At 67.7% G+C, this 21,043-nt stretch carries 22 protein-coding genes; 18 read left to right on the top strand and 4 right to left on the bottom strand.

What is annotated here, in order from left to right; translation table 11 throughout:
- The first annotated feature begins 8 nt into the window (after positions 1-8).
- From OS124_RS0103520 to OS124_RS0103540, 5 genes are all read left to right on the top strand, one after another.
- The gene (locus OS124_RS0103520) at positions 9-818 is read left to right on the top strand and encodes a TatD family hydrolase (protein ID WP_010137951.1); all 810 of its coding nucleotides are present in this window, start codon (positions 9-11) and stop codon (positions 816-818) included.
- A complete protein-coding gene (locus OS124_RS0103525) occupies positions 818-1,615 on the top strand; it encodes an MBL fold metallo-hydrolase (protein WP_029375137.1) in 798 nt (265 codons plus the stop codon). Before OS124_RS0103520 ends, OS124_RS0103525 begins: the two co-directional genes overlap by 1 nt.
- A 34-nt stretch (positions 1,616-1,649) precedes the next feature.
- Complete coding sequence (locus tag OS124_RS0103530; RefSeq protein WP_010137953.1) at positions 1,650-2,582, top strand: AEC family transporter; 933 nt, start codon at positions 1,650-1,652, stop codon at positions 2,580-2,582.
- Between the two features lie 75 nt (positions 2,583-2,657).
- Complete coding sequence (locus tag OS124_RS0103535) at positions 2,658-3,428, top strand: hypothetical protein (RefSeq protein ID WP_010137954.1); 771 nt, start codon at positions 2,658-2,660, stop codon at positions 3,426-3,428.
- Positions 3,425-5,383, top strand: a complete 1,959-nt coding sequence (locus OS124_RS0103540) for a sulfotransferase (protein WP_010137955.1) — start codon at positions 3,425-3,427, stop codon at positions 5,381-5,383. Before OS124_RS0103535 ends, OS124_RS0103540 begins: the two co-directional genes overlap by 4 nt.
- Before the next feature lie 19 nt (positions 5,384-5,402).
- Here the strand turns inward: OS124_RS0103540 and OS124_RS0103545 are convergent, their stop codons facing one another.
- Entirely contained in the window at positions 5,403-6,284 is an 882-nt protein-coding gene (locus OS124_RS0103545) for a Hint domain-containing protein (protein WP_010137956.1), read from the bottom strand.
- Positions 6,285-6,667: 383 nt separating this feature from the next.
- Here OS124_RS0103545 and aroQ point away from each other — a divergent pair, with 383 nt between their 5' ends.
- Positions 6,668-7,105 carry a type II 3-dehydroquinate dehydratase gene (gene aroQ / locus OS124_RS0103550; RefSeq protein ID WP_010137957.1) on the top strand — a complete coding sequence of 146 codons (438 nt, stop codon included), beginning with the start codon at positions 6,668-6,670 and terminating at the stop codon, positions 7,103-7,105.
- Between the two features lies 1 nt (position 7,106).
- Here the strand turns inward: aroQ and OS124_RS0103555 are convergent, their stop codons facing one another.
- Positions 7,107-8,009, bottom strand: coding sequence for a MurR/RpiR family transcriptional regulator (locus OS124_RS0103555; RefSeq protein ID WP_010137958.1), 903 nt, complete (start codon positions 8,007-8,009; stop codon positions 7,107-7,109).
- 106 nt (positions 8,010-8,115) lie between these two features.
- On the opposite strand from OS124_RS0103555, the gene OS124_RS0103560 reads away from it, so the two are divergent.
- The 8 genes from OS124_RS0103560 (at position 8,116) to OS124_RS0103595 (ending at position 16,660) form a co-directional block, all read left to right on the top strand.
- On the top strand, positions 8,116-8,910 hold the full coding sequence (locus tag OS124_RS0103560; protein ID WP_010137959.1) for an N-formylglutamate amidohydrolase: 795 nt from the start codon (positions 8,116-8,118) through the stop codon (positions 8,908-8,910).
- Entirely contained in the window at positions 8,907-9,500 is a 594-nt protein-coding gene (locus tag OS124_RS0103565) for a TRAP transporter small permease subunit (RefSeq protein ID WP_010137960.1), read from the top strand. The genes OS124_RS0103560 and OS124_RS0103565 overlap by 4 nt, the downstream gene beginning before the upstream one ends.
- Positions 9,500-10,825, top strand: a complete 1,326-nt coding sequence (locus tag OS124_RS0103570; RefSeq protein ID WP_010137961.1) for a TRAP transporter large permease — start codon at positions 9,500-9,502, stop codon at positions 10,823-10,825. Before OS124_RS0103565 ends, OS124_RS0103570 begins: the two co-directional genes overlap by 1 nt.
- 63 nt (positions 10,826-10,888) lie before the next feature.
- Complete coding sequence (locus OS124_RS0103575) at positions 10,889-11,926, top strand: TRAP transporter substrate-binding protein (protein WP_010137962.1); 1,038 nt, start codon at positions 10,889-10,891, stop codon at positions 11,924-11,926.
- 73 nt (positions 11,927-11,999) lie between these two features.
- Positions 12,000-13,361: a glutamine synthetase family protein gene (locus tag OS124_RS0103580; protein ID WP_010137963.1), complete on the top strand. Its 1,362-nt coding sequence runs from the start codon at positions 12,000-12,002 to the stop codon at positions 13,359-13,361.
- 2 nt (positions 13,362-13,363) lie between these two features.
- On the top strand, positions 13,364-14,737 hold the full coding sequence (locus OS124_RS0103585; protein WP_010137964.1) for an aldehyde dehydrogenase family protein: 1,374 nt from the start codon (positions 13,364-13,366) through the stop codon (positions 14,735-14,737).
- A gap of 10 nt (positions 14,738-14,747) precedes the next feature.
- Complete coding sequence (locus OS124_RS0103590; RefSeq protein ID WP_010137965.1) at positions 14,748-15,893, top strand: iron-containing alcohol dehydrogenase; 1,146 nt, start codon at positions 14,748-14,750, stop codon at positions 15,891-15,893.
- Between the two features lie 158 nt (positions 15,894-16,051).
- Positions 16,052-16,660 (top strand): DUF4136 domain-containing protein, encoded by a 609-nt coding sequence (locus OS124_RS0103595; protein WP_010137966.1) that lies wholly within the window; start codon positions 16,052-16,054, stop codon positions 16,658-16,660.
- Positions 16,661-16,856: 196 nt separating this feature from the next.
- Here the strand turns inward: OS124_RS0103595 and OS124_RS0103600 are convergent, their stop codons facing one another.
- Complete coding sequence (locus tag OS124_RS0103600) at positions 16,857-17,108, bottom strand: accessory factor UbiK family protein (RefSeq protein ID WP_010137967.1); 252 nt, start codon at positions 17,106-17,108, stop codon at positions 16,857-16,859.
- 123 nt (positions 17,109-17,231) lie between these two features.
- Here OS124_RS0103600 and lgt point away from each other — a divergent pair, with 123 nt between their 5' ends.
- The 4 genes from lgt to OS124_RS28150 all read left to right on the top strand — a co-directional run bounded on the left by lgt (position 17,232) and on the right by OS124_RS28150 (position 20,352).
- Positions 17,232-18,131 (top strand): prolipoprotein diacylglyceryl transferase, encoded by a 900-nt coding sequence (gene lgt / locus OS124_RS0103605; RefSeq protein ID WP_010137968.1) that lies wholly within the window; start codon positions 17,232-17,234, stop codon positions 18,129-18,131.
- 5 nt (positions 18,132-18,136) lie between these two features.
- Positions 18,137-19,216 (top strand): class I SAM-dependent methyltransferase, encoded by a 1,080-nt coding sequence (locus tag OS124_RS0103610; RefSeq protein WP_010137969.1) that lies wholly within the window; start codon positions 18,137-18,139, stop codon positions 19,214-19,216.
- Between the two features lie 91 nt (positions 19,217-19,307).
- On the top strand, positions 19,308-20,063 hold the full coding sequence (gene pgeF / locus OS124_RS0103615; protein ID WP_010137970.1) for a peptidoglycan editing factor PgeF: 756 nt from the start codon (positions 19,308-19,310) through the stop codon (positions 20,061-20,063).
- A 154-nt stretch (positions 20,064-20,217) separates the two neighbouring features.
- Complete coding sequence (locus OS124_RS28150) at positions 20,218-20,352, top strand: hypothetical protein (protein ID WP_272941939.1); 135 nt, start codon at positions 20,218-20,220, stop codon at positions 20,350-20,352.
- Between the two features lie 109 nt (positions 20,353-20,461).
- Here OS124_RS28150 and OS124_RS0103625 read toward each other — a convergent pair whose 3' ends face one another.
- Complete coding sequence (locus OS124_RS0103625) at positions 20,462-20,962, bottom strand: Lrp/AsnC family transcriptional regulator (protein ID WP_010137971.1); 501 nt, start codon at positions 20,960-20,962, stop codon at positions 20,462-20,464.
- Between the last annotated feature and the right edge of the window lie 81 nt (positions 20,963-21,043).

Raw genomic sequence — 21,043 nt, forward strand, 5'->3', positions numbered from 1 at the left:
GGACAGACATGACCGATACGCCCCAGATCACCGACAGCCATTGCCATCTCGACTTCCCGGATTTCGACGGTGAACTGGATCAGGTGATTGCCCGCGCCCATGCGGCCGGGGTGTCACGCATGGTCTCGATCTGCACGCGCATGCCCTCGGTCCCCAGGGTCCGCGCCATCGCCGAGGCCAACCCTTCGGTCTTCTGGACCTTCGGACTGCACCCGATGTCGGTGGCCGATCACCCGCCCGTCAGCTTCGACGAGCTGGTCGAGATCGCGCAGCATCCCAAGCTGGTCGGCATCGGCGAGACGGGCCTGGATTACCACTACACCGCCGAAAGCGCCGAGGCCCAGAAGGCCAGCCTGCGCGTCCACTGCGCCGCCGCCGCCGAAACCGGCCTGCCGCTGATCATCCACGCCCGCGACGCGGACGAGGACATGGCGCGCATCCTCGAAGAGGAATACCGCAACGCGCCCTACAGTTGCGTGATGCACTGCTTCTCGTCCGGTGCCGATCTGGGTCGCAAGGCGCTGGAGCTGGGCTTCTACCTGTCGATGTCCGGCGTCACGACGTTCAAGAAAAGCCAGGAGCTGCGCGACTTCTTCGCCACCGTGCCGCTGGAGCGCGTGCTGGTGGAAACCGACAGCCCCTACCTCGCCCCGCCGCCGCATCGCGGCAAGCGCAACGAGCCCGCCTTTACCGCCCTGACCGCCCATGTCGGTGCCGAGGTCTTCGGCCTCGACTACCTGGCCTTCGCGGCGCAGACCCAGGCCAATTTCGACCGCCTCTTCACCAAGGTCGGCCAATGGCAGGCCAAGGCCGCCTGATGGGAACGCTGACCTTCACCATCCTCGGCTGCGGCTCTTCCGGCGGCGTGCCCCGGATCGGCGGCCACTGGGGCGACTGCGATCCGGCCAATCCGAAGAACCGCCGCCGCCGCTGCTCGCTGCTGATCGAGCAGGAGGGCCCCGAGGGCCGCACCACGGTGCTGATCGACACCTCGCCCGACATGCGCGAGCAGCTGATCTCGGCCGGGGTCGGCAAGCTGGACGCGGTGGTCTTCACCCATGCCCATGCGGATCATGTCCACGGCATCGACGACCTGCGGCAGGTGGTCTTCAACACCCGCAAGCGCCTGCCGGTCTGGGCCGACATCCCGACGCAGAAGGATCTGACCGACCGCTTCGGATATGTCTTCACCCAGCCCGAGGGCTCGTCCTATCCGCCGATCCTCGACCTGAACCTGATCGAGGGCGCGGTCAGCATCCCCGGCGCGGGCGGCACCATCACCCTGCTGCCCTTCCGGGTGAACCATGGCTCGATCGACGCGCTCGGCTTCCGGGTGCGCGACCTGGCCTACCTGCCCGACGTGGCCCAGATGTCCGAGGAAGCCTGGGAGGCCTGCGCCGGCCTCGACTGCTGGATCCTCGACACCCTGCGCCGCGACCCGCATCCGACCCATTCGCACCTGGCCCAGTCGCTGGAGTGGATCGCCCGCGCCGCTCCCGATCGCGCGGTGCTGACCAACATGCATATCGACCTGGATTACGACACGCTGCAGGCCGAGACCCCGGACCATATCACCCCGGCCTTTGACGGAATGCAGATCACCTACCGCATCTGACCCGCCGGCGACCGGCCCTGCAAAGGACGCCGTGATGAGCGCGTTGCTCTACATCATCCTGCCCGTCTTCCTCGTGCTCGGAGCGGGCTATGTCACCACCCGCACCGGGCTGCTGAAGCTCTCGGTCGCCGAAGGGCTGATGTCGTACACGCAAAGCGCGGCCTTCCCCTGCCTGCTGTTTCTCGCCATCTCGGGCTTCGACCTCGGGGAACAGTTCCACGCGCCGCTGCTGGTCAGCTACTACGTCGGCGCCACGGCCTGCTTCTCCCTCGGAGTGCTGGGGGCCCGGGCCATCGGGCGTTCTCCCGAGGATGCGGTGGTCATCGGTTTCTGCTGCCTCTTCGGCAACTCGATGATGCTGGGCGTGCCGATCACCGAACGCGCCTTCGGCACCTCGGCGCTGGATGCCAACTTCGCCATCATCTCGATCCACGCGCCCTTCTGCTACACCCTCGGCATCGTCGCGATGGAGCTGACGATGGCCGGCGGACAGGGGTTGGCACTGTTCCCGCTGGTCAGGCGGATTCTGCGCCAGATCTTCACCAACCCGCTGGTGATCGCGCTGATGCTGGGCTTCGTGGTCAACCTCACCGGCTTCGTGGTGCCCGTGCCGCTTGAGGACGCCCTGCAGATCATCGCCCGCTCGGCGCTGCCGGCGGCGCTGTTCGCGGTCGGCGGGGTACTGGTGCAATACAGGATCGAAGGCGACTGGCGCCTGATCGGGCTGATCTGCCTGCTGTCGCTGATGGTGCATCCGGCGATCACATGGGTCCTCGGCAAGGCCTACGGCCTCTCGCCGGAAAGCTTCCGCTCGGCCATCCTGACCGCCGCCGTGGCACCGGGGGTGAACACCTATGTCTTCGCCAACCTCTATGACCGGGCCAAGCGCTCGGCCGCCTCGGGGCTGCTGATCGCGACGGGCGTCTGCCTGTTCACCTCGTGGTTCTGGCTGTCGCTGCTGCCCTAGGGCCGCTTGCGCGACCGTCCCGCAGGGGCTACCCCTTTCCTGACCGCAGCCGCGCACGCAGGAGAGAGTGTTTCCATGGAGATCAACGTGACCTACCAGCGCGGCCCCACCGATCCCGGCGCCGGTCCGGTGAAGGTGGGCTGGCTGCTCGGCCCCGTCGATGCCCCGGTGATCTACGAGCCGCCGCGCCGCGTCCATTCCCGCGACGCCCGCCGCGAGCACGCCAAGTCGGCTTCGCGCTGCCCCGCGGTGGTCGGCCTGGAAAGCCGCTATTTCGAAGTCCCCTGTCCCTTCGACCTGAACATCGGCTTCACCCGCGACAAGGAGGGCAAGCCGCAGCTGCGCAACCTCTCGGGCGAGAAATCCGCCGTGCGCGGCTCGACCCTGGGCAAGCGGCTGTCGCTGGTGCCCGAGGCCGAGTGGCGCTACCCCGACCGGCCGATCCTGCAGCTGAAGCTGCCCTACTATTTCATCACGGATGAGCCGGTCTACCTGACCCAGCTTGAAGCCTACATGTACTACCGCAAGACGCCCCTGCCGGGCACGATCTTCGGCGGGCGCTTCCCGATCACCCTCTGGCCGCGCCCCCTCATGTGGGCCTTCGAATGGCATGACATCGAAAAACCCATCGTGATCCGGCGCGGCGAACCGCTGTTCTATTGCCTCTTCGAGGCCGACGGCCCGGACCGGACCGTGCAGATGGTCGAGGCCGAGATGACGGACGAGCTGAAGACCTACATGGATCACATCGGCGGCGCGGTGAACTACGTCAACCAGACCTTCTCGCTGTTCGAAGCGGCGGAACGGGTGCGCCCGGCGAAGCTGCTGAAAGCGCGCGAGAAATGACAGCGACACCGGCCGCCACGGCGCGCCGCGTCTCTCCGGCCCGGTTGCTGAAGGAGGCGCAGACCGCCTTCCGCAATGGCAATATCTCGCGCGCCTGGCAGGTGCTGGAACCGCTGCTGCGCAGCCCCGTCGCGGCAGCGCTGCCCGAGGCGCACCGGCAGGCGCTGCAGTATCTCCAGCTGGGCTGCGCGCTCTACCAAGTCGGTGACATGGATGCCGCGCGGGCGCTGAACCGGGCGCTGCCGAGCCAACTGTTCACCCCGCTGCGCTATCGCCTGTCGCTGCGCCTGCGCGATCCCGGCCAGGCCCGGCGCCTGCGCAAGGATCCCGCCAATGGCCCGCGTGAGCTGGCCGACTTCCGCACCTCTGCCGGGCTGCACGAGATCTGGGCGCACCGCTACCGCCTCGGCTTCCCGCTCTATGCGGCGCGGGGGCGGGCGATCAACTTTCCCAAGGTGCTGCCCGAGGCCGTCACCCATGCGCCCCTCACCGAGGACCCGTCGCGCGACGCCGGGCTGATCGTGCTGGAACAGGGGCTTGGCGACGTGCTGTTCCATCTTGCCCATATCAAGGCCGAAGGCGCGCATGAGAAATCGGCCTTCACCGGGCTGGCCAAGTACGGCGGGCTGGTGCGACGCTACTTCCCGCAGGCCAGCTTCACCCCGATACAGCAACTCTCGGGCGCCCTCGGCAAGCCGCGCGCCCATCTAGCCGCCGATTTCGTCGGACGCGGCTACCGGCGGCTTGGCCGGATCTCGCCCGGCATCCAGCTGGACCGGCCGACACGCCATGCCTTCGACACGCCGGTCTTCGGCATCTGCTGGCGCGGCGGCTCGGGACAGAACCGGCGCGAGGAACGCCATATCCCTCTGCGCTTCCTGCTGGACATGCTGCCCATGGACGGGCGCTACCTGGCCTTCCAGTTCGACCTGACCGAGGACGAGCGCAAGATCCTGCAGGCCGACCCGCGCTGCGAGGTGCCGCTGGCCGATATCACCGCCGATCCCATCGGCACCATCGACATGATCCGCCCGCTTGCCGGCATGATCTCGGTCGACAGTGCCAACTGGCACATGGCGGGCTTTTCGGGCGTGCCGCTGCTGGCGGTAATGAACCGCACGGCGCATTGGTTCTGGGGGCCCGAGCGCGACGCGGCCACGGTCTTTCCCCAGGCCCGCACCCTGCGCAAGGAGGATCTCTCGGCCCCCGCCATCGCCGCCTGGATGGACGAGACCCGGGCCGCGTGGCAGGCCCGCGCCGTGGCGCCGCTGCCCCTGCCCCATGTCGCCGCCCCCGATCTGCCCGCCGCGGCCCGCCCGCTCTTCGTGACCGGCCTGCCCCGCTCGGGCACCTCGCTGGTGATGCGCATGCTGGCGGGACAGGGCCTGTGGCTGGGAGAGACGATCCCCGGCAATGCCGACAACCCCGAGGGCTACGCCGAGAACCGTGCCCTGCGCGAGACCCAGCTGAAACCGCTGCTCGAGCGTCTCGGTGCCGACCCGCGCGGCGTGGCGCCCCTGCCCCGCACCGAGGCCCTGCCGCCCTGCCCCGCGCTGGCGGCCGGGATGCTGCGGACGATCCGTGACCAGGGTTACGACGGGCGCGCGCCCTGGGGCTACAAGGATCCCAAGCTGACGCTGCTCTGGCCGCTCTTCGCCCGCGCCTTCCCGCAGGCCACCTGGGTGGTGGTCACGCGAGACCGCGAGGCGGTGCTGCGCTCGCTCGCAAAGGCCAGCTTCATGCGGCGGCATTCCACCTCGGAGGAGTTCTGGAAGCCCTTCTGCGCCTGCTACTACGACCGCCTCGCGGCGCTGCGCGCCAGCGGCGTCACGGTCATCGAGGTGCAGGCCGACCGGCTGATGGCCGGAGACGTCGCGGCCCTGGAACCGGTCTGCGCCGCCATGGGGCTGCGCTTCGATGCAGACAGGGCCAGGGCGGCATTGGCACGGGCCTGAGCGTCGCGCGCGCAGCCGTTCAGCGCGGCGCTGCGGCCAGCGCCTCGGGGCGGCGTGGCTCGGCAGACGGGGCATTCGCGGCGATCATCGCACCAAGCAGCCGCCCCTCGAAACCGGTCAGTCCCGGGCGCCCGCCACGGGCGACGCGCAACCGGGCCTCGACGTGCTGGGGATGACGACACAGGCCGGCATCCTCCAGAATGGTCTCGGCAGCTTCCGCCAGCAGCGGCGGCTCGGCGCATTCCAGCCCGAAGTCACCCTGATCCAGCACCTGGTAGCCCTCGGTCGCCAGCAGCACATGTTCGGCCAGGCGACAGGGCGCGCGCCGGACCCGGCTGCCGTCCAGAAGGTGACGCAGGGACACCACCGCCTCGTCCCGGCCGAACAGCATGGCGATGGATGCATCCTTGAGCACCAGATGCTGACTCGCTGCCAGTCGCACCGGCACGGCGTTGCCCAGGGTACCCGGGCGGATCTCGATCGGGGCGAAGCGGCCATCCCCCGCAACCCGGCGCCGCCCGGTCCAGAGCACCCGCTGCGCGCCGTTGTCCAGCGTCGACACAAGATCCCCGGCCCGCAGGCTCTCGACCCGCCGCAGCCCCCCGGGGGTGCGCACGAGGGTGCCGGCGAGGAAGGGCGTGGCATGGTCGGCGGATATCATCCGCAGCCGTCCATTCAGCCGGTAGGTGCCGACCCGCTGGCCGTGGAAGGCCGCCGATCCATCCTCGAGCACGCCGCGCGTCCCGGCCGCCAGCCGTGCATCGAGACCGCCGCCGTCGCCCTCGCCAAGGTGGATGCGCAGCGCCCGGGTCAGGTCGGACCAGCACAGCGGCGCTGCGCGGAGCCCGCGTGGTGGCTCTGCAATGGCCAGGCGCGCAGGGGCGGTCGCGGCGCTTGCCATGACATTGCAACCCGTCGCACCTGCCCCTAGGGCCCTGGCACCAACCACACCGGCGCCAACCACATTGGCCCTCATCTCCCTGTCCCGGATCATCTCTACCCTCTGGCACATCGCCTTTGCGCGGCCCGTCTGCTGCGTGCCGTTAAGGTAAAGTGACCATGGGGCAATGGCCAAAGTTGGAGCGATCCCGGGTCAAGACATGGCTCGATTGCGGCGAAATCAGGGCGGTCCGGGCCGCAAACTTGCCGCAGATCGTTGAGCAGGCAGTCAAATTCCTTGCAGCGGGCCTGCCCTCCGGGGCGCGTCGCGCTTGCCCCATCCCCGTGTGCAGCATAGGACATGGCAAGAGCGCCCCGGCGCGCCACAGTCAGAAAGGACGCCGCATGGCCCCCCGGATCCAGATCATCAATGGCCCGAACCTGAACCTGCTGGGCAAGCGCCAGCCCGAGATCTACGGCGCCGAGACCCTGGACGACATCGCCCGCGACTGCGAGGCGCTGGCCGCGGAGCTGGGGCTTGAGCTGGCCTTCTACCAGTCCAACCACGAGGGCGGCATCATCGACTGCATCCACGCCGCGCGCGAGACCTGCGCCGGCATCGTGATCAATCCCGGCGCCTTCACCCATACCTCGGTCGCCATACTCGATGCGCTGAACGCCTACGACGGCAAGGTGATCGAATGCCACATCTCGAACGTCCACAAGCGCGAGAGCTTCCGGCATCACTCCTACGTCTCGCTGCGCGCGGACGGGGTGATCGCGGGCTTCGGCACGCAGGGCTACCAGCTGGCGCTGCGCCGCATGGCCGTGCTGACCGCCTGAGCTAGCCGCCCGAGCGGAAGACCCGCGTGGTCGAGAACATCGCCTCGAGCTCGTCGAGGCGTTCCCGGCTCTCGTCCCATCGCTTGGCCTGAACCTCGGCGATCAATGCCTCGACCACGGCGACAATCGCCGTGGTGCTGTCCCAGTTCGAGGGCGCCTCGACCTGCAGGTGGAAGACATGTCGCGCCACCTGTGCAATGGGCGATCCCCACTGGTCGGTGAACAGCACGATGGTCGCCCCGCGCCCCTGCGCCAGTTCGGCCAGCCGCAGCAGGTCCTTCTCGTACCGGCGGATGTCGAACAGCACCAGGACCGAGCTTTCGCCCATGTCCAGCAGGTAGTGCGGCCAGACCGAAGGCCCCTGATCGAGCAGCGTCACCCCGGTGCGGATGATCTGCATGTGATTGTGGAAATAGGCTGCCGTGGCGCCGGTGATCCGGCCGCCCAGAAAGTAGGCATGTCGCGAGGTATCGGCCAGCAGCTCGGCCACCTCATCGAAGGTCGCCGTATCCAGCCGTTCGAGAGAGCGGGTCAGGTTGCCGATCAGCGCATCGGCGAAGCGATGCAGCACATGGCCATCCCCGCCCCGGGCATCGCGCTTAAGCGCCGGGGCCTTGATGCGGTCGGCCACCTCGTCGCGCAGAGCGTTCTGCAACTCCGGAAAGCCCTCGAAGCCCAGCTTGCGCGCCATGCGGATGACAGTGGGCGTCGACACGCAGGCCAGTTCGGCAAGCTTGGTGACACTCTGCATCCCCGCCATCGGATAGTCGTCCAGCAGGACATCGCAGACCCGGCGCTCGGCGGCGGTGAGCTGCTGGTCGCGCAGGCGAATCCGCTGCCGCACCGAAAGGGCGCCGCCCTCGTCGGATGCCTTGCAACTGCCGTCGGACCTGTCGCCTGCCACGCCTCACGCCTCCGCCTGTAGCAATAGCTACAAACTAGGATCGCTCTGTAGTCATGTCTACAGAAATGAATTGACACTCCGGGTCAGTCGCGGTTTCCCTGCGGCCATGACGGGAAATGCACCACTTATCCTGACGGCGGGCGATGGCCCTGCGGCAGATGTTCTCAACCCCGAGGGCACCGGCCCGGTCGTGCTGTGCTGCGAGCATGCCAGCGCGACGATCCCGGCCTCTCTGGACGGTCTCGGGCTGGCTCCGGAAGACAGGCTGAGCCATGCGGCCTGGGATCCGGGCGCGCTGGCGCTTTCGCTGGCCTTGTCCGAACGCATGGGCGCGCCGCTGGTCGCCGCCCGGGTGTCGCGGCTGGTCTACGACTGCAACCGCCCGCCCAGCTCTCCCGGCGCGATGTCGGCGAAGTCCGAGGTCATCGAGGTGCCGGGCAACCGCAACCTGTCCGAGGCCGACCGCGCGGCGCGTGTGCGCGAGGTCTACCAGCCCTTCACCGAGACGCTCGGCGCCGTGCTCGACCGCCACGGCGGCGCGCTGGTCACCGTCCATTCCTTCACCCCGGTCTTCCACGGCGCGCCGCGTGCCACCGAGGTCGGCCTGCTGCATGACAGCGACGACCGCCTTGCCGTGGCGATGCTGGAAAACTGGCCAGGCCCCAATCAAGCCGAGCTGAACGCGCCCTATGCCGCCTCGGACGGGGTGACCCATACCCTGCACGAGCAGGGCGTGGCGCGGGGCCGGCTCAACGTGATGATCGAGGTGCGCAACGACCTGCTGGCAGAGCCCGCCCAGGTCGCCGCCATGGCCGAGCAGCTTTGCGCCGCGCTCAGCCGCTCGCTGGCGCAGCTGGCGACAGAGGCGGCCGACACGCCCGCTCCGGGGGCCGACGTATGAAACTGATGCGCGGCTATATCGCCTGGATCGACGGCATGAACCGCCTGATCGGCCGCATCACCATGTTCGGCCTCTTCATCCTGATGGGCATCCTGCTGTGGTCCTCGATCTCGAAGACCTTCTTCCTGCCCTCGCTCTGGACCCTCGAGATGGCCCAGTTCGTCATGGTGGCCTACTACATCCTCGGCGGGCCCTACTCGATCCAGCTGGGATCGAACGTGCGCATGGACCTGATCTATGCCGAGCTCTCGGACCGCCGGAAGGCCTGGCTGGATGCCTTCACCGTCTTCTTCCTGATCTTCTACCTCGGCGTGATGATCTACGGTGGCCTTGCCTCGCTGGCCTATTCTCTGGGCAACTTCATGGGCTCTCCGCTGGCCTTCTTCGGCAAGCTGATCGGTGCCTTCTTCACCGGCGGCCCGGCGGCGGCGGGTGAGGTCATGGGCTACATCGAGACCTCGCGGTCGTCCTGGGGCCCGGTCATGTGGCCGATCAAGCTGATCACCTGCCTCGGGCTGTTCCTGATGCTGCTGCAGGTGCTTTCCGAATTCTTCAAGGACCTGCTGCGTCTGCGCGGGGAAGAGATCTGATGTCCTATGAAATGATCGCCCTGCTGATGTTCAGCACGATGATGCTGATGCTGCTGACCGGCCAGCGGGTCTTCGGCGCCATCGGCTTTGTCGCCGTGGTGGCCTCGCTGCTGCTCTGGGGGGACCGGGGCGGCTACGACATCGGCTATTCGGCGCTGATCAAGCTGATGAACTGGTATCCGATGCTGACGCTGCCGATGTTCGTCTTCATGGGCTACGTGCTGTCGGAATCGAAGATCGCCGACGACCTCTACAAGATGTTCCACGTCTGGATGGGCGGCGTGAAGGGCGGCCTGGCGATCGGCACCATCGGCGTGATGGTGCTGGTCTCGGCGATGAACGGCCTGTCGGTGGCCGGCATGGCCATCGGCTCGACCATCGCGCTGCCGGAGCTGCTGAAGCGCGGCTACGACAAGAAGATGGTCACCGGGGTGATCCAGGCGGGCTCTTCGCTGGGGATCCTGGTGCCGCCCTCGGTGGTGCTGGTGCTCTATGCGATGATCGCCCGCCAGCCGGTCGGGCAGCTCTGGCTGGCCGGGGTGCTGCCGGGGCTGATGATGGCCGGGCTGTTCGTCGCCTATATCGTCATCCGCTGCCACCTGAACCCGGCGCTCGGCCCCGCCCTGCCGGCGGAAGAGCGCGCCCAGGTGAGCCGCGCCGAGAAGATGCGCCTGCTGCGCGCCGGCCTGCTGCCGCTTGGCATCTTCGCGGTGATGATGGTGCCCTTCGTCAAGGGCTGGACCTCGCTGGTCGAGGCCTCGGCCATCGGCGCCATCGCGGCCTTCCTGGCCGCCGTGCTGAAGCGCCGGATGACGAAGACGGTCTTCCTGACCGCCACCCGCAACACCCTGGGCATCTCGTGCATGTTCATGTGGATCATCCTGGCGGCGCTGGCCTTCGGCGCGGTCTTCGACGGGCTGGGCGCGGTCAAGGCGATCAGCTTCCTGTTCACCGAACAGCTGGGCCTGAGCCCCTGGGTCATCCTGATCCTGATGCAGCTGAGCTTCCTGGTCATGGGCAGCTTCCTGGACGACACCGCCATGCTGGTGATCGTCGCGCCGCTCTACGTGCCGCTCGTGGGGGCGCTTGGCTTCGACCTGGTGTGGTATGGTGTGCTCTACACGATCACCTGCCAGATCGCCTACATGACGCCGCCCTTCGGCTACAACCTGTTCCTGATGCGGGCCATGGCCCCGCCCGAGATCAGCCTGAAAGATATCTACGGCTCCATCGCGCCCTTCGTGGCGGTGATGATCCTCGCGCTGACCATCACCATGGTCTTCCCGCAGATTGCCACCTGGCTGCCGAACTACGTCTACCAATAATAATCAACCAGATCCCGCGACCAAGCGGGGCCAAGACCGACACCAACCAAGGGAGTACCCGAGATGACCAACAGACGTTCCTTCCTGCGCGGCGCCGCCATGGCGGCCCCCGCAGCTCTGGCGGCCCCGGCCGTCCTCAAGGCCCAGGAAGCCATCAAGTGGCGATTCCAGACCTATGCCGGTTCGGCCCTGGGTCAGGAAGTGACCAAGCCCGCCATCGACGCGATCAATGCCGCCGCCCAGGGCGAGCTTGAAATCGAGCTGTACTACGCCGACCAGATCGTCCCCACGGGCGAGCTGTTCCAGGCCCTGCAGCGCGGCACCATCGACGGCGTCCACTCGGACGACGACTCGATGGCCTCGCCGACCCCGCTGCGCCAGTTCGGCGGCTACTTCCCGCTGGCCACCAAGCACGCCCTCGACGTGCCCGTCCTGTTCAAGCAGTACGGCCTGGCCGAGATCTGGGACGAGGAATACGCCAAGGTCGGCGTCAAGTGGCTGTCGGCTGCCGGGCAGGATCCGTGCAACTTCAACACCAAGAAAGAGATCACCTCGCTGGCCGACCTGGAAGGCCTGCGGCTCTATACCTTCCCGACCGCGGGCGAGTTCCTCAGCCAGTTCGGCGTCGTGCCGATGAACATCCCCTACGAGGATGCACAGGTCGCCGTGCAGACCGGCGAGCTGGACGGCATGGCCTGGTCGGGCATCACGGAAGACTACACCGTCGGCTGGGCCGATGTGACCGACTACTTCCTGACCAACAACATCTCGGGCGCCTGGATCGGCTCGTTCTTCGTCAACCAGCAACGCTGGGCCGACCTGCCCGAGCACCTGAAGACCATCGTGTCCTCGGCCATCGAAGCCAGCCACACCTACCGCAACCAGTGGTACTGGGGCGGCGAGGCGCGCCTGCGCGCCCAGGGCGACAAGCTGCAGCTGCGCTCGATCCCGCAGGACGAGTGGAAGGTCGTCGAAGACGCCGCCGTCACCTTCTGGGACGAGATGGCCGAGCAGGGCGAAGTGGCCGCCAAGCTGGTGCAGATCTTCCGCGACTACAAGGACGTGACCTCGAAGGCAGGCCCGCCCTACACCTTCGGCTGATCGCCGGGTCGCAACAGCAAATGACGGGGCGGCCCTTCCGGGGCCGCCTCTCTCTGGTCAGGAGGAATGAAAGATGGCAGCACTCACGTTCGACAAACTCAAGGAACAGGTGGCCGCGGGCGAAGTGGACACGGTCCTGGCCTGCATCATCGACATGCAGGGCCGCCTGATGGGCAAACGCTTTCATGCGGCGCATTTCGTCGACAGCGCCTGGGAAGAGAGCCACTGCTGCAACTACCTGCTGGCCACCGACCTCGAGATGTACACGGTCGAGGGCTATGCCGCGACCAGCTGGCAGGGCGGCTACGGCGACTACGTGATGAAGCCCGACCTCTCGACCCTGCGTCCCGCCCCCTGGCTGGAGGGCACGGCCATCGTCCTGTGCGACGTCCTGGACCACCACGACCACAAGCCGGTGCCCCATTCGCCGCGCGCCATGCTGCAGGGCCAGATCGCCCGGCTTGAGGCCATGGGCTATTCCGCCAAGATGGCGACCGAGCTGGAATTCTTCCTCTTCGAGAAGAGCTTCGACGAGATCCGCAAGTCGGGCTACAGCGCGCTGGACACGCTGACTCCGTTCAACGAGGACTACGCGCTGCAGCTCAGCCTGCGCGACGAGGTCGTGCTGCGCCCGGTGCGCAATGCGCTCTATGCCATGGGCATCCCGGTGGAATGCACCAAGGGCGAGGCCGAGGCCGGCCAGGAAGAGCTGAACATCCGCTATGACGAGGCCATGCTGGCCGCCGACTACCACGTGATCGGCAAGCATGTGGTCAAGGACGTCGCCCTGATGAAGGGCCATGCGGCCAGCTTCCTGCCGAAGTGGCACCGCAACAAGGTCGGCAGCTCGGCCCATGTGCACCAGTCGATCTGGAAGGGCAGCGAAAGCGCCTTCTACGATCCTGAGGACAGCCTTGGCATGTCGGCGCTGATGAAGAGCTACTGCGCGGGCATCATCAAGTATGCCCCCGACTACACCTTCTTCCTGGCGCAGAACATCAACAGCTACAAACGCTTCATGGCCGGCACCTTCGCCCCCACCAAGGCCGTCTGGTCGGTGGACAACCGCACGGCGGGCTTCCGCCTCTGCGGCGCGAACAGCAAGGCGGTGCGGATGGAATGCCGCATTCCCGGCTCTGACGTGAACCCCTATCTCGCCATGGCGGTGCAGCTGGCTGCCGGTATCAAGGGCATCGAGGAGGGGCTGGAACTGGCGCCGCCCGCCGATGGCGACGTCTACGAGAACGGCAAGGTCACCGAGGTGCCCGGCACCCTGCGCGCCGCGCGCGAGACCATGACCAACTCGGCCTTCCTGCGGGAGGCCTTCGGCGATGCAGTCATCGACCACTACACCCGCGCAGCCGACTGGGAACAGGAAGCCTTCGACGCGGTGGTCACCGACTGGGAAATTCAACGCGGATTTGAGCGAGCGTAACGATGAGCAAAGTGGATCTGATTTCTCCTGTCGACGGGTCTGTCTACCTGTCGCGGGAGTATGTTTCGGAAGCGGCCGCCCGCGCGGCCATCGAGGCCGCCCGTGCGGCGCAGCCCGCATGGGCTGCCCGCCCCCTGGCCGAGCGGATCGAGATGGTGAAGAAGGCCGTCGCGATCATCGGCTCCCAGAAGGAGCGGATGACCGAAGAACTGGCCCACCAGATGGGCCGCCCCGTGCGCTACGGCGGCGAATTCGGCGGCTTTGAAGAGCGCGCGCTCTACATGGCCTCGATCGCCGAAGCGGCGCTGGCACCCAAAGTCATCGAGGACAGCGACAGCTTCACCCGCAAGCTGACCCGCGAACCCCAGGGCCTGGTCTACGTGATCGCGCCGTGGAACTACCCCTACATGACCGCCATCAACACCATTGCCCCCGCCCTGATCGCGGGCAACGCGGTGGTGCTGAAGCACGCGACCCAGACCCTGAAGGTCGGCGAGCACCTGGCCGAAGCCTTCCACGCCGCCGGCGTGCCCGAGGCGGTGTTCCAGAACATGGTGCTGAGCCATGACGTGAGCTCGGCACTGATCGCGGACAACCTCTTCGACTTCATCAACTTCACCGGCTCTGTCCGCGGCGGCCAGCAGGTGGAACGCGACGCAGCCGGCACCTTCACGCCGGTGGCCACCGAGCTGGGCGGCAAGGATCCGGGCTATGTCCGCGCCGATGCCGACCTCGACGCGGCTGTCGACGGGCTGATGGATGGTGCGATGTTCAACGCCGGCCAGTGCTGCTGCGGCATGGAACGCATCTACGTCCACGAGAGCCTCTATGACGCTTTCGTCGAGAAGGCAGTGGCCTGGGTGAAGGCGCAGAAGCTGGGCAACCCGCTGGACGCCGCGACCACCATCGGCCCGATGGCCAACGTGCGCTTCGCCGCCACCGTCCGCGCCCAGATCGAGGACGCCGTCGCCCAGGGCGCCAAGGCCCATATCGAGCCCATGGAGGCCGATGACGGCGGCGCCTACCTGACGCCGCAGATCCTGACCGAAGTGACCCACGACATGGAAGTCATGCGCGAGGAAAGCTTCGGCCCCGTGGTCGGCATCATGCCGGTCAAGGACGACGAAGAGGCCATCGCCCTGATGAACGATTGCCAGTACGGCCTGACGGCGGCGATCTTCACCAGGGATATCGACGCGATGAACGCCATCGCGCCGCGCCTGCAGACGGGCACCGTCTTCATGAACCGCTGCGATTACCTCGACCCGGCGCTGTGCTGGACCGGCTGCAAGCAGACCGGCCATGGCCAGGGCCTGTCCGAACTGGGCTACATGGCCCTGACCCGTCCCAAGTCGCATCATTACCGCAAAGCCTGAGGAACCCCTGATGACCCTCACCGCAAACTGGTCCTACCCGACCGCCATCCGCTTCGGCGCCGGACGCATTGCCGAGATCGCCGAGGCCTGCGCCGCGGCGAACATCCGCAAGCCGCTGCTGGTCACCGACCGCGGCCTGGCCTCGATGGACATCACCCAGAAGACCCTCGACCTGATGGTCGCGGGCGGCCTGGGCCGTGCCATGTTCTCGGGCGTGGATGCCAACCCGACCGAGAAGAACCTGGAAGAAGGCCTGAAGGTCTACCGCGAGGGTGGCCATGACGGCGTGATCGCCTTCGGCGGCGGCTCGGGGCTGGACCTGGCCAAGATGGTGGCCTTCATGGCCGGCCAGACCCGGCCCGTCTGGGACTTCGAGGACATCGGCGACTGGTGGACCCGCGCCGACCCGGCCGGCATCGCGCCCATCGTGGCCGTACCGACCACCGCCGGCACCGGTTCGGAAGTGGGGCGCGCCAGCGTCATCACCAACTCCGAAACCCACGTGAAGAAGATCATCTTCCACCCGAAGGTCCTGCCCGCCGTCGTCATCTGCGACCCCGAGCTGACCGTCGGCATGCCGGGCTTCATCACTGCCGGCACCGGCCTTGACGCCTTTGCCCATTGCGTCGAGGCCTTCAGCAGCCCCCATTATCATCCGATGTCCCAGGGCATCGCGCTTGAGGGCATGCGGCTGGTCGTCGACTACCTGCCCCGCGCCTTCGAGGACGGCACCGACATCGAAGCCCGCGCGCAGATGATGTCCGCCGCCATGATGGGCGCCACCGCCTTCCAGAAGGGCCTGGGCGCAATCCACGCGATCTCTCACCCGGTCGGGGCGCTGTTCAACACCCACCACGGCACCACCAATGCGATCTGCATGCCCGCCGTGCTTGAGCTGAACGCCGACAAGATCCGCAGCCGCTTCGACGAGGCCGCACCCTACCTCGGCATCGAGGGCGGCTTCGACGGCTTCCGCGACTACGTGCAGAAGTTGAACGATCGCCTCGGCATCCCGCGCAAGCTGTCCGCCCTTGGCGTTACCGGCGACCGGATCGACGATATCGTCGCCATGGCGCTGGAAGATCCCTCCTGCGGGGGCAACCCGGTCACCCTGACGCCGGAAAATCTGAAGCCGGTGGTCGAAGCCTGCATCTGAGGCCGCCCGGGTCGTCTCGATCCGGCCCCTGAACCATCGCGGCGGAACAACAAGTCGTGATCCGCCGAGAACGCCCGCCCTCACCGGCGGGCGTTTGCATGAGCGCCACCCCGCGCTAGAGTGGCGCCGATTTGAATACCTGCATTTCCGGAGGGCCCATGCGCCTGATCCCCGCCCTTTCCGCCGCGCTGGTGCTGCTGCTCGCGGCCTGTACCAGCGTCACCTCGACCGTCGAGGGCTATTCCGTCATCCCCGCCGACCTCGCACCGAAGACCGTGCATATCGCGCCCGGCCCGGGCATGAGCGGCGACAGCCTGGCCTGGCGCAGCAATGCCGAAAGCCTCGCCGGGGTGCTCGCCGCGCGCGGCTATGCCTCGGTGCCGCGCGGCGAGGCGCGGCTGCTGGCCCGCTTCTCCTATGCCGCCGGTGCGGCCGAGACCGAGCGCTACCCGGTGCGGGTGCCCATCCAGGGCATCATCGGTTACGAGACCCGCGAAGTACGCGAGGGCGTCCTGCAGACCGTGCCGATCCGCGGCACCATCGGCTACCGGACCGAGTACGAGACCCGCACAGTCTATCCCCGCCAGATCAGCGTCACGATGCGCGATGCCCGCAGCGGCCAGCCCGTCTTCGAGGCCAGCGCAAGCAGCCGCGACACCTGCGACCGCACCGACAAGGTCGTCGCCCTGATGCTGGGCGCAGCGCTGAAAAGCTTCCCCGAGGCCCAGAGCGGACGGGTGACGCAGACCGGGGACAAGGCCTGCTAGTCGGCGCCTGTTCTCCGGCCCTTGTTCGCGCCCCCGCGACCATGGGCCCCGGCACTCGGCGAAACAACAACCGGAGAAACGACAAAGGGCCCGCGCGTTACGCCGGGCCCTTTTCTCTTGCCGAAACGGCTCGCCTGCGGTCAGGCCGCGCTCTGCGGGGCCGTCCTGCCGGAGCCGTCATGCCGGGGTCGTTCGGTCACTCGATCTTGGAGGCGGCTTCCAGCGCGTCCAGGCGGGCCTTCAGCGTAGCGTTTTCCTCGCGCGCCTTCTGGGCCATGGTGCGCACCGCGTCGAATTCCTCGCGGGTCACGAAATCACGGTCGGCCAGCCAGCGGTCGACCATCGAGTTGAAGGCGGTTTCCGCCTCGTCCTTGGCGCCCTGGGCGACACCCATGGCATTGGTCATCAGCTGCGACATGTCGTCGAAGAACTTGGAACGGGTCTGCATGGGTCTCTCGCATGTAAGTGTTACCTTGCCCGGTAATATGGGGCTCAATGGGCGCGGCCTCAACCCGCCACGGCGCGCTGCGGCCGCTTGACAGTCAATCCCGAGCACAGGCAGATAGCCCGAATGCGCGCCGTAATCCCCTTCCCCGACATTTCACCCGAGATCTTCTCGATCCAGCTCTTCGGCATGGAGTTTGCCCTGCGCTGGTATGCAATGGCCTACCTGGTCGGCATCCTGCTGGGCTACGTGCTGGCCCGTGCCGCGCTTGGCCGGGCGCGGCTCTGGCCCCATGCCACGGCGCCGATGCGGCGCGAGCAGCTGGACGACCTGGTGACCTGGCTGATCCTCGGGGTGATCATCGGCGGACGGCTGGGCTTCGTGCTGTTCTACCAGCCCGGCTACTACCTGTCGCACCCGCTCGAGATCCTGCAGGTCTGGAACGGCGGCATGGCCTTCCACGGCGGCTTCCTCGGCGTCTGCGTCGCGGCGCTGGTCTTCTGCCGCCGCAACGCCATCCCGCTGGGCCAGACCGCCGACATGCTGGCCCTGGCCGCACCGGCGGGCCTGATGCTGGGCCGCATCGCCAACTTCATCAACGCCGAGCTCTGGGGCCGCCCCTCCGAGGCACCCTGGGCGGTGATCTTCCCCGGCCCCGCGGCGCAGGACTGCCCCGGCGTGGAGGGGCTCTGCGCCCGCCATCCCTCGCAGCTCTACGAGGCGGGGCTCGAGGGGCTGGTGCTGGGGCTGCTGCTCCTCTGGCTGGCCTTCGGCACCCGCACCCTGCGCAGCCCCTGGCGGCTGACCGGGGTCTTCGTCGCCGGCTACGGCATCGCCCGCTTCGTGGTCGAGTTCTTCCGGCTGGCCGATGCCCAGTTCATCACCCCGGGCAATCCCCATGGCCATGTGCTGCGCCTGACCGAGAGCCTCGGGCTGACCATGGGCCAGCTGCTGTCCCTGCCCATGGTCCTGATCGGCCTGGCGCTGATCGCCCTGTCCTTCCGCAAGCAACCGCTGGCCCCATGAGCCCCATGAGCACCCTGCAGGCAAAGCTGGTCGCCCGGATCGCCGAGGACGGCCCGCTTGGCATCGACGCCTACATGCAGGCCTGCCTGCTGGATCCCGATTTCGGCTATTACACCACCCGCCCCTCGATCGGGACCGATGGCGATTTCACCACTGCCCCCGAGATATCGCAGATGTTCGGAGAGCTTCTGGGCCTGTCGCTGGCGCAGTGCTGGATGGACCAGGGCTCTGCCCCTGCCTTCCTGCTGGCCGAGCTGGGGCCGGGACGCGGCACGCTGATGGCCGACATCCTGCGCGCGACCCGCCACGTACCGGGCTTCCATGCGGCGATGCGGATCCTGCTGGTCGAGGCGTCGCCCCGCCTGCGCGCGATCCAGCGCACCACGCTGGAGGGCTTCGACCTGGGCTGGCGCGAGGATCTGACCGGCCTGCCCGGCATCCCGCTGTTCCTCGTCGCCAACGAGTTCCTCGATGCCCTGCCGATCCGCCAATTCCGCCGCGCCGAGGGCGACCTGTGGGAAGAACGCCGGGTCGAGCGCGGCCTGCAGGGGCTGACACCCGGCTACGCCGAGCCCCGGGCCCTGCCGGCGCTGGACTACCGGCTGGGCGATACCCGCAGCGGCGACATCGTCGAGATCTCAGAGGCCGCGCAGGGCTGGGGCCGGGCCATCGGCGCCCATGTGGCACGCCACGGTGGGGTCGCTCTGCTGGTCGACTACGGCGGTTGGCGCTCTCTGGGCGACACGCTGCAGGCCCTGCGCGACAAGGCCCCCGCCGATCCCTTCGAGACCCCGGGCGAGGCCGATCTGACCGCCCATGTCGACTTTGCCGAGATCGCCCGGGCCGCCCTGCCCGCTGCCGCCACGCGGCTGGAGACCCAGGGCGTCTTCCTCGAACGGCTGGGCATCACCGCCCGCGCCCAGGCCCTGGCAAAGGGGCTGAGCGGCGCCGCGCTGGACAGTCACGTCAGCGCACATCGCCGCTTGACCCACCCTGAGGAAATGGGGACGCTCTTCAAGATTCTCGCGCTGATCCCGCCGGGCCAACGCCCGCCACCGGGGCTGGAACCGGGGATCAGGTTCTGACACCCTCGCGTTGCCGGAATGCGCCGGCAACCCGGCCCACTGCCGGCACCTGCCCCGGCCTGCACCCCAAGACACCGATCCCAGAGAGACCATGACCCTGGAAATCCTCACTTCTCCGGCGCTTGCTCCGCTGCGGCACGGGTTTTTCACCCGCCGGGGCGGCGCCTCTTCGGGCATCTTCTCGGGATTGAACTGCGGCACGGGCTCCTCGGACCAGGCTGAGATCGTGGCGATCAACCGCGCCCGCGTCGCCGCCGCGATGGAGGCCGCCCCCGAGGCGCTGGCCGCTGTCCGCCAGGTGCATTCCGCCCGTGCCGTGGCCATCGACACGCCGCAGTCGCCGGCGCCCGAGGCCGATGGCATGGCCACCGCGACGCCGGGCGTCGTGCTGTCGGTGCTGACCGCCGACTGCCAGCCGGTGCTCTTCGCCGACACCGAGGGCGGGGTGATCGGCGCGGCCCATGCCGGTTGGCGCGGCGCCCGCGACGGGGTGCTGGAAGCCACCATCGACTGCATGGTCGGGCTGGGCGCCGCGCGCGACCGCATCCGCGCTGTCATCGGCCCCACCATCAGCCAGCAGGCCTACGAGGTCGGCCCGGAATTCTTCGACGACTTCATGGACGATGATCCCGGGAACGCGCGCTTCTTTGCCAATGGCGAAGGCGACCGGCTGCAGTTCGACCTGCCCTCCTACGGGCTGCACCGCCTGCGCAGCGCCGGCATCGCCGAGGCCCAATGGATCCGCCACTGCACCTACAGCGACCCCGAGCGCTTTTTCTCGTACCGCCGCACGACTCATGCGGGCGAGGTGGACTACGGCCGGCTCATCTCGACGATCCGGCTCTGACCTCGGCCTGGCCGCGCTTTCGGCCGTCCCGCCGCAGGTCGAGAATCCTTGAATTCGACATAATTCATCCAAACCTCGCCCTATTGGCAGGCCATGGTTAACCAAAGCATGAACGGTCGGGTCCTCCCGGCACGCGAAACGGAAGGTGACCCAGATGGATCAGAAGTCGAAGCGCTGGATGCAATCCGCGATCAAGACCGCCAAGCAGACCCGCCGGAAACCTGCCGCCCCCGAGGCAAAGCGCGGCCCCGTCGCGCGCCTGCGCGACGCGGCGGCCAAGGCGGCCTGAGCGGGTCACCCGGCGCGACGGCGAAACGGCTCAGGCACAGACCCGGGCCGAATGCAGAACGGCCCTCGCTCAGGCGGGGGCCGTTGTCGTTTACCTGTTTCCGCAGGGCTCAGGCGTCGCGCTTCAGGCGATCTTCCAGCACCTCGAAGGGCACGCCGGGTTCGTCCTTGGCACAGCGGATCACCAGCGAAGTCTTGACGCTGGCCACGTTGTCGGCCGAGGTCAGGTCGCCGGTCAGGAAGGTCTGGAAGGTCGAGAGGTCCGGCGCGACGCACTTCAGGATGAAGTCCACTTCGCCGTTCAGCATGTGGCATTCGCGGACCAGCGGCCAGTCGCGGCAGCGCTTCTCGAAGGCGACCAGGTCGGCCTCGGCCTGGCTCTGCAGCCCGACCATGGCAAAGACCTGCACCTCGAAGCCCAGCTCGCGGCTGTCGACCTCGGCGTGGTAGCCGCGGATGAAGCCCTGCTCTTCCAGGGTGCGCACCCGCCGCAGGCAGGGCGGCGCCGAGATGCCGACCCGCTTGGCCAGCTCAACATTGGTCATGCGACCGTCGGCCTGCAGTTCGGCCAGGATCTTTCTGTCGATGGGGTCCAGCTTGCTGCCAGGCATGTCTTTCTCCGGAAGATTGCATTTCTTATATCACCCCCCGAGGCTGACGCAATAAAGTTTCCCCTTTGCGCAACATCCGGT

Origin of the sequence: Oceanicola sp. S124 (genome assembly GCF_000220565.1) — a bacterium.
Classification (GTDB): domain Bacteria; phylum Pseudomonadota; class Alphaproteobacteria; order Rhodobacterales; family Rhodobacteraceae; genus Pseudooceanicola.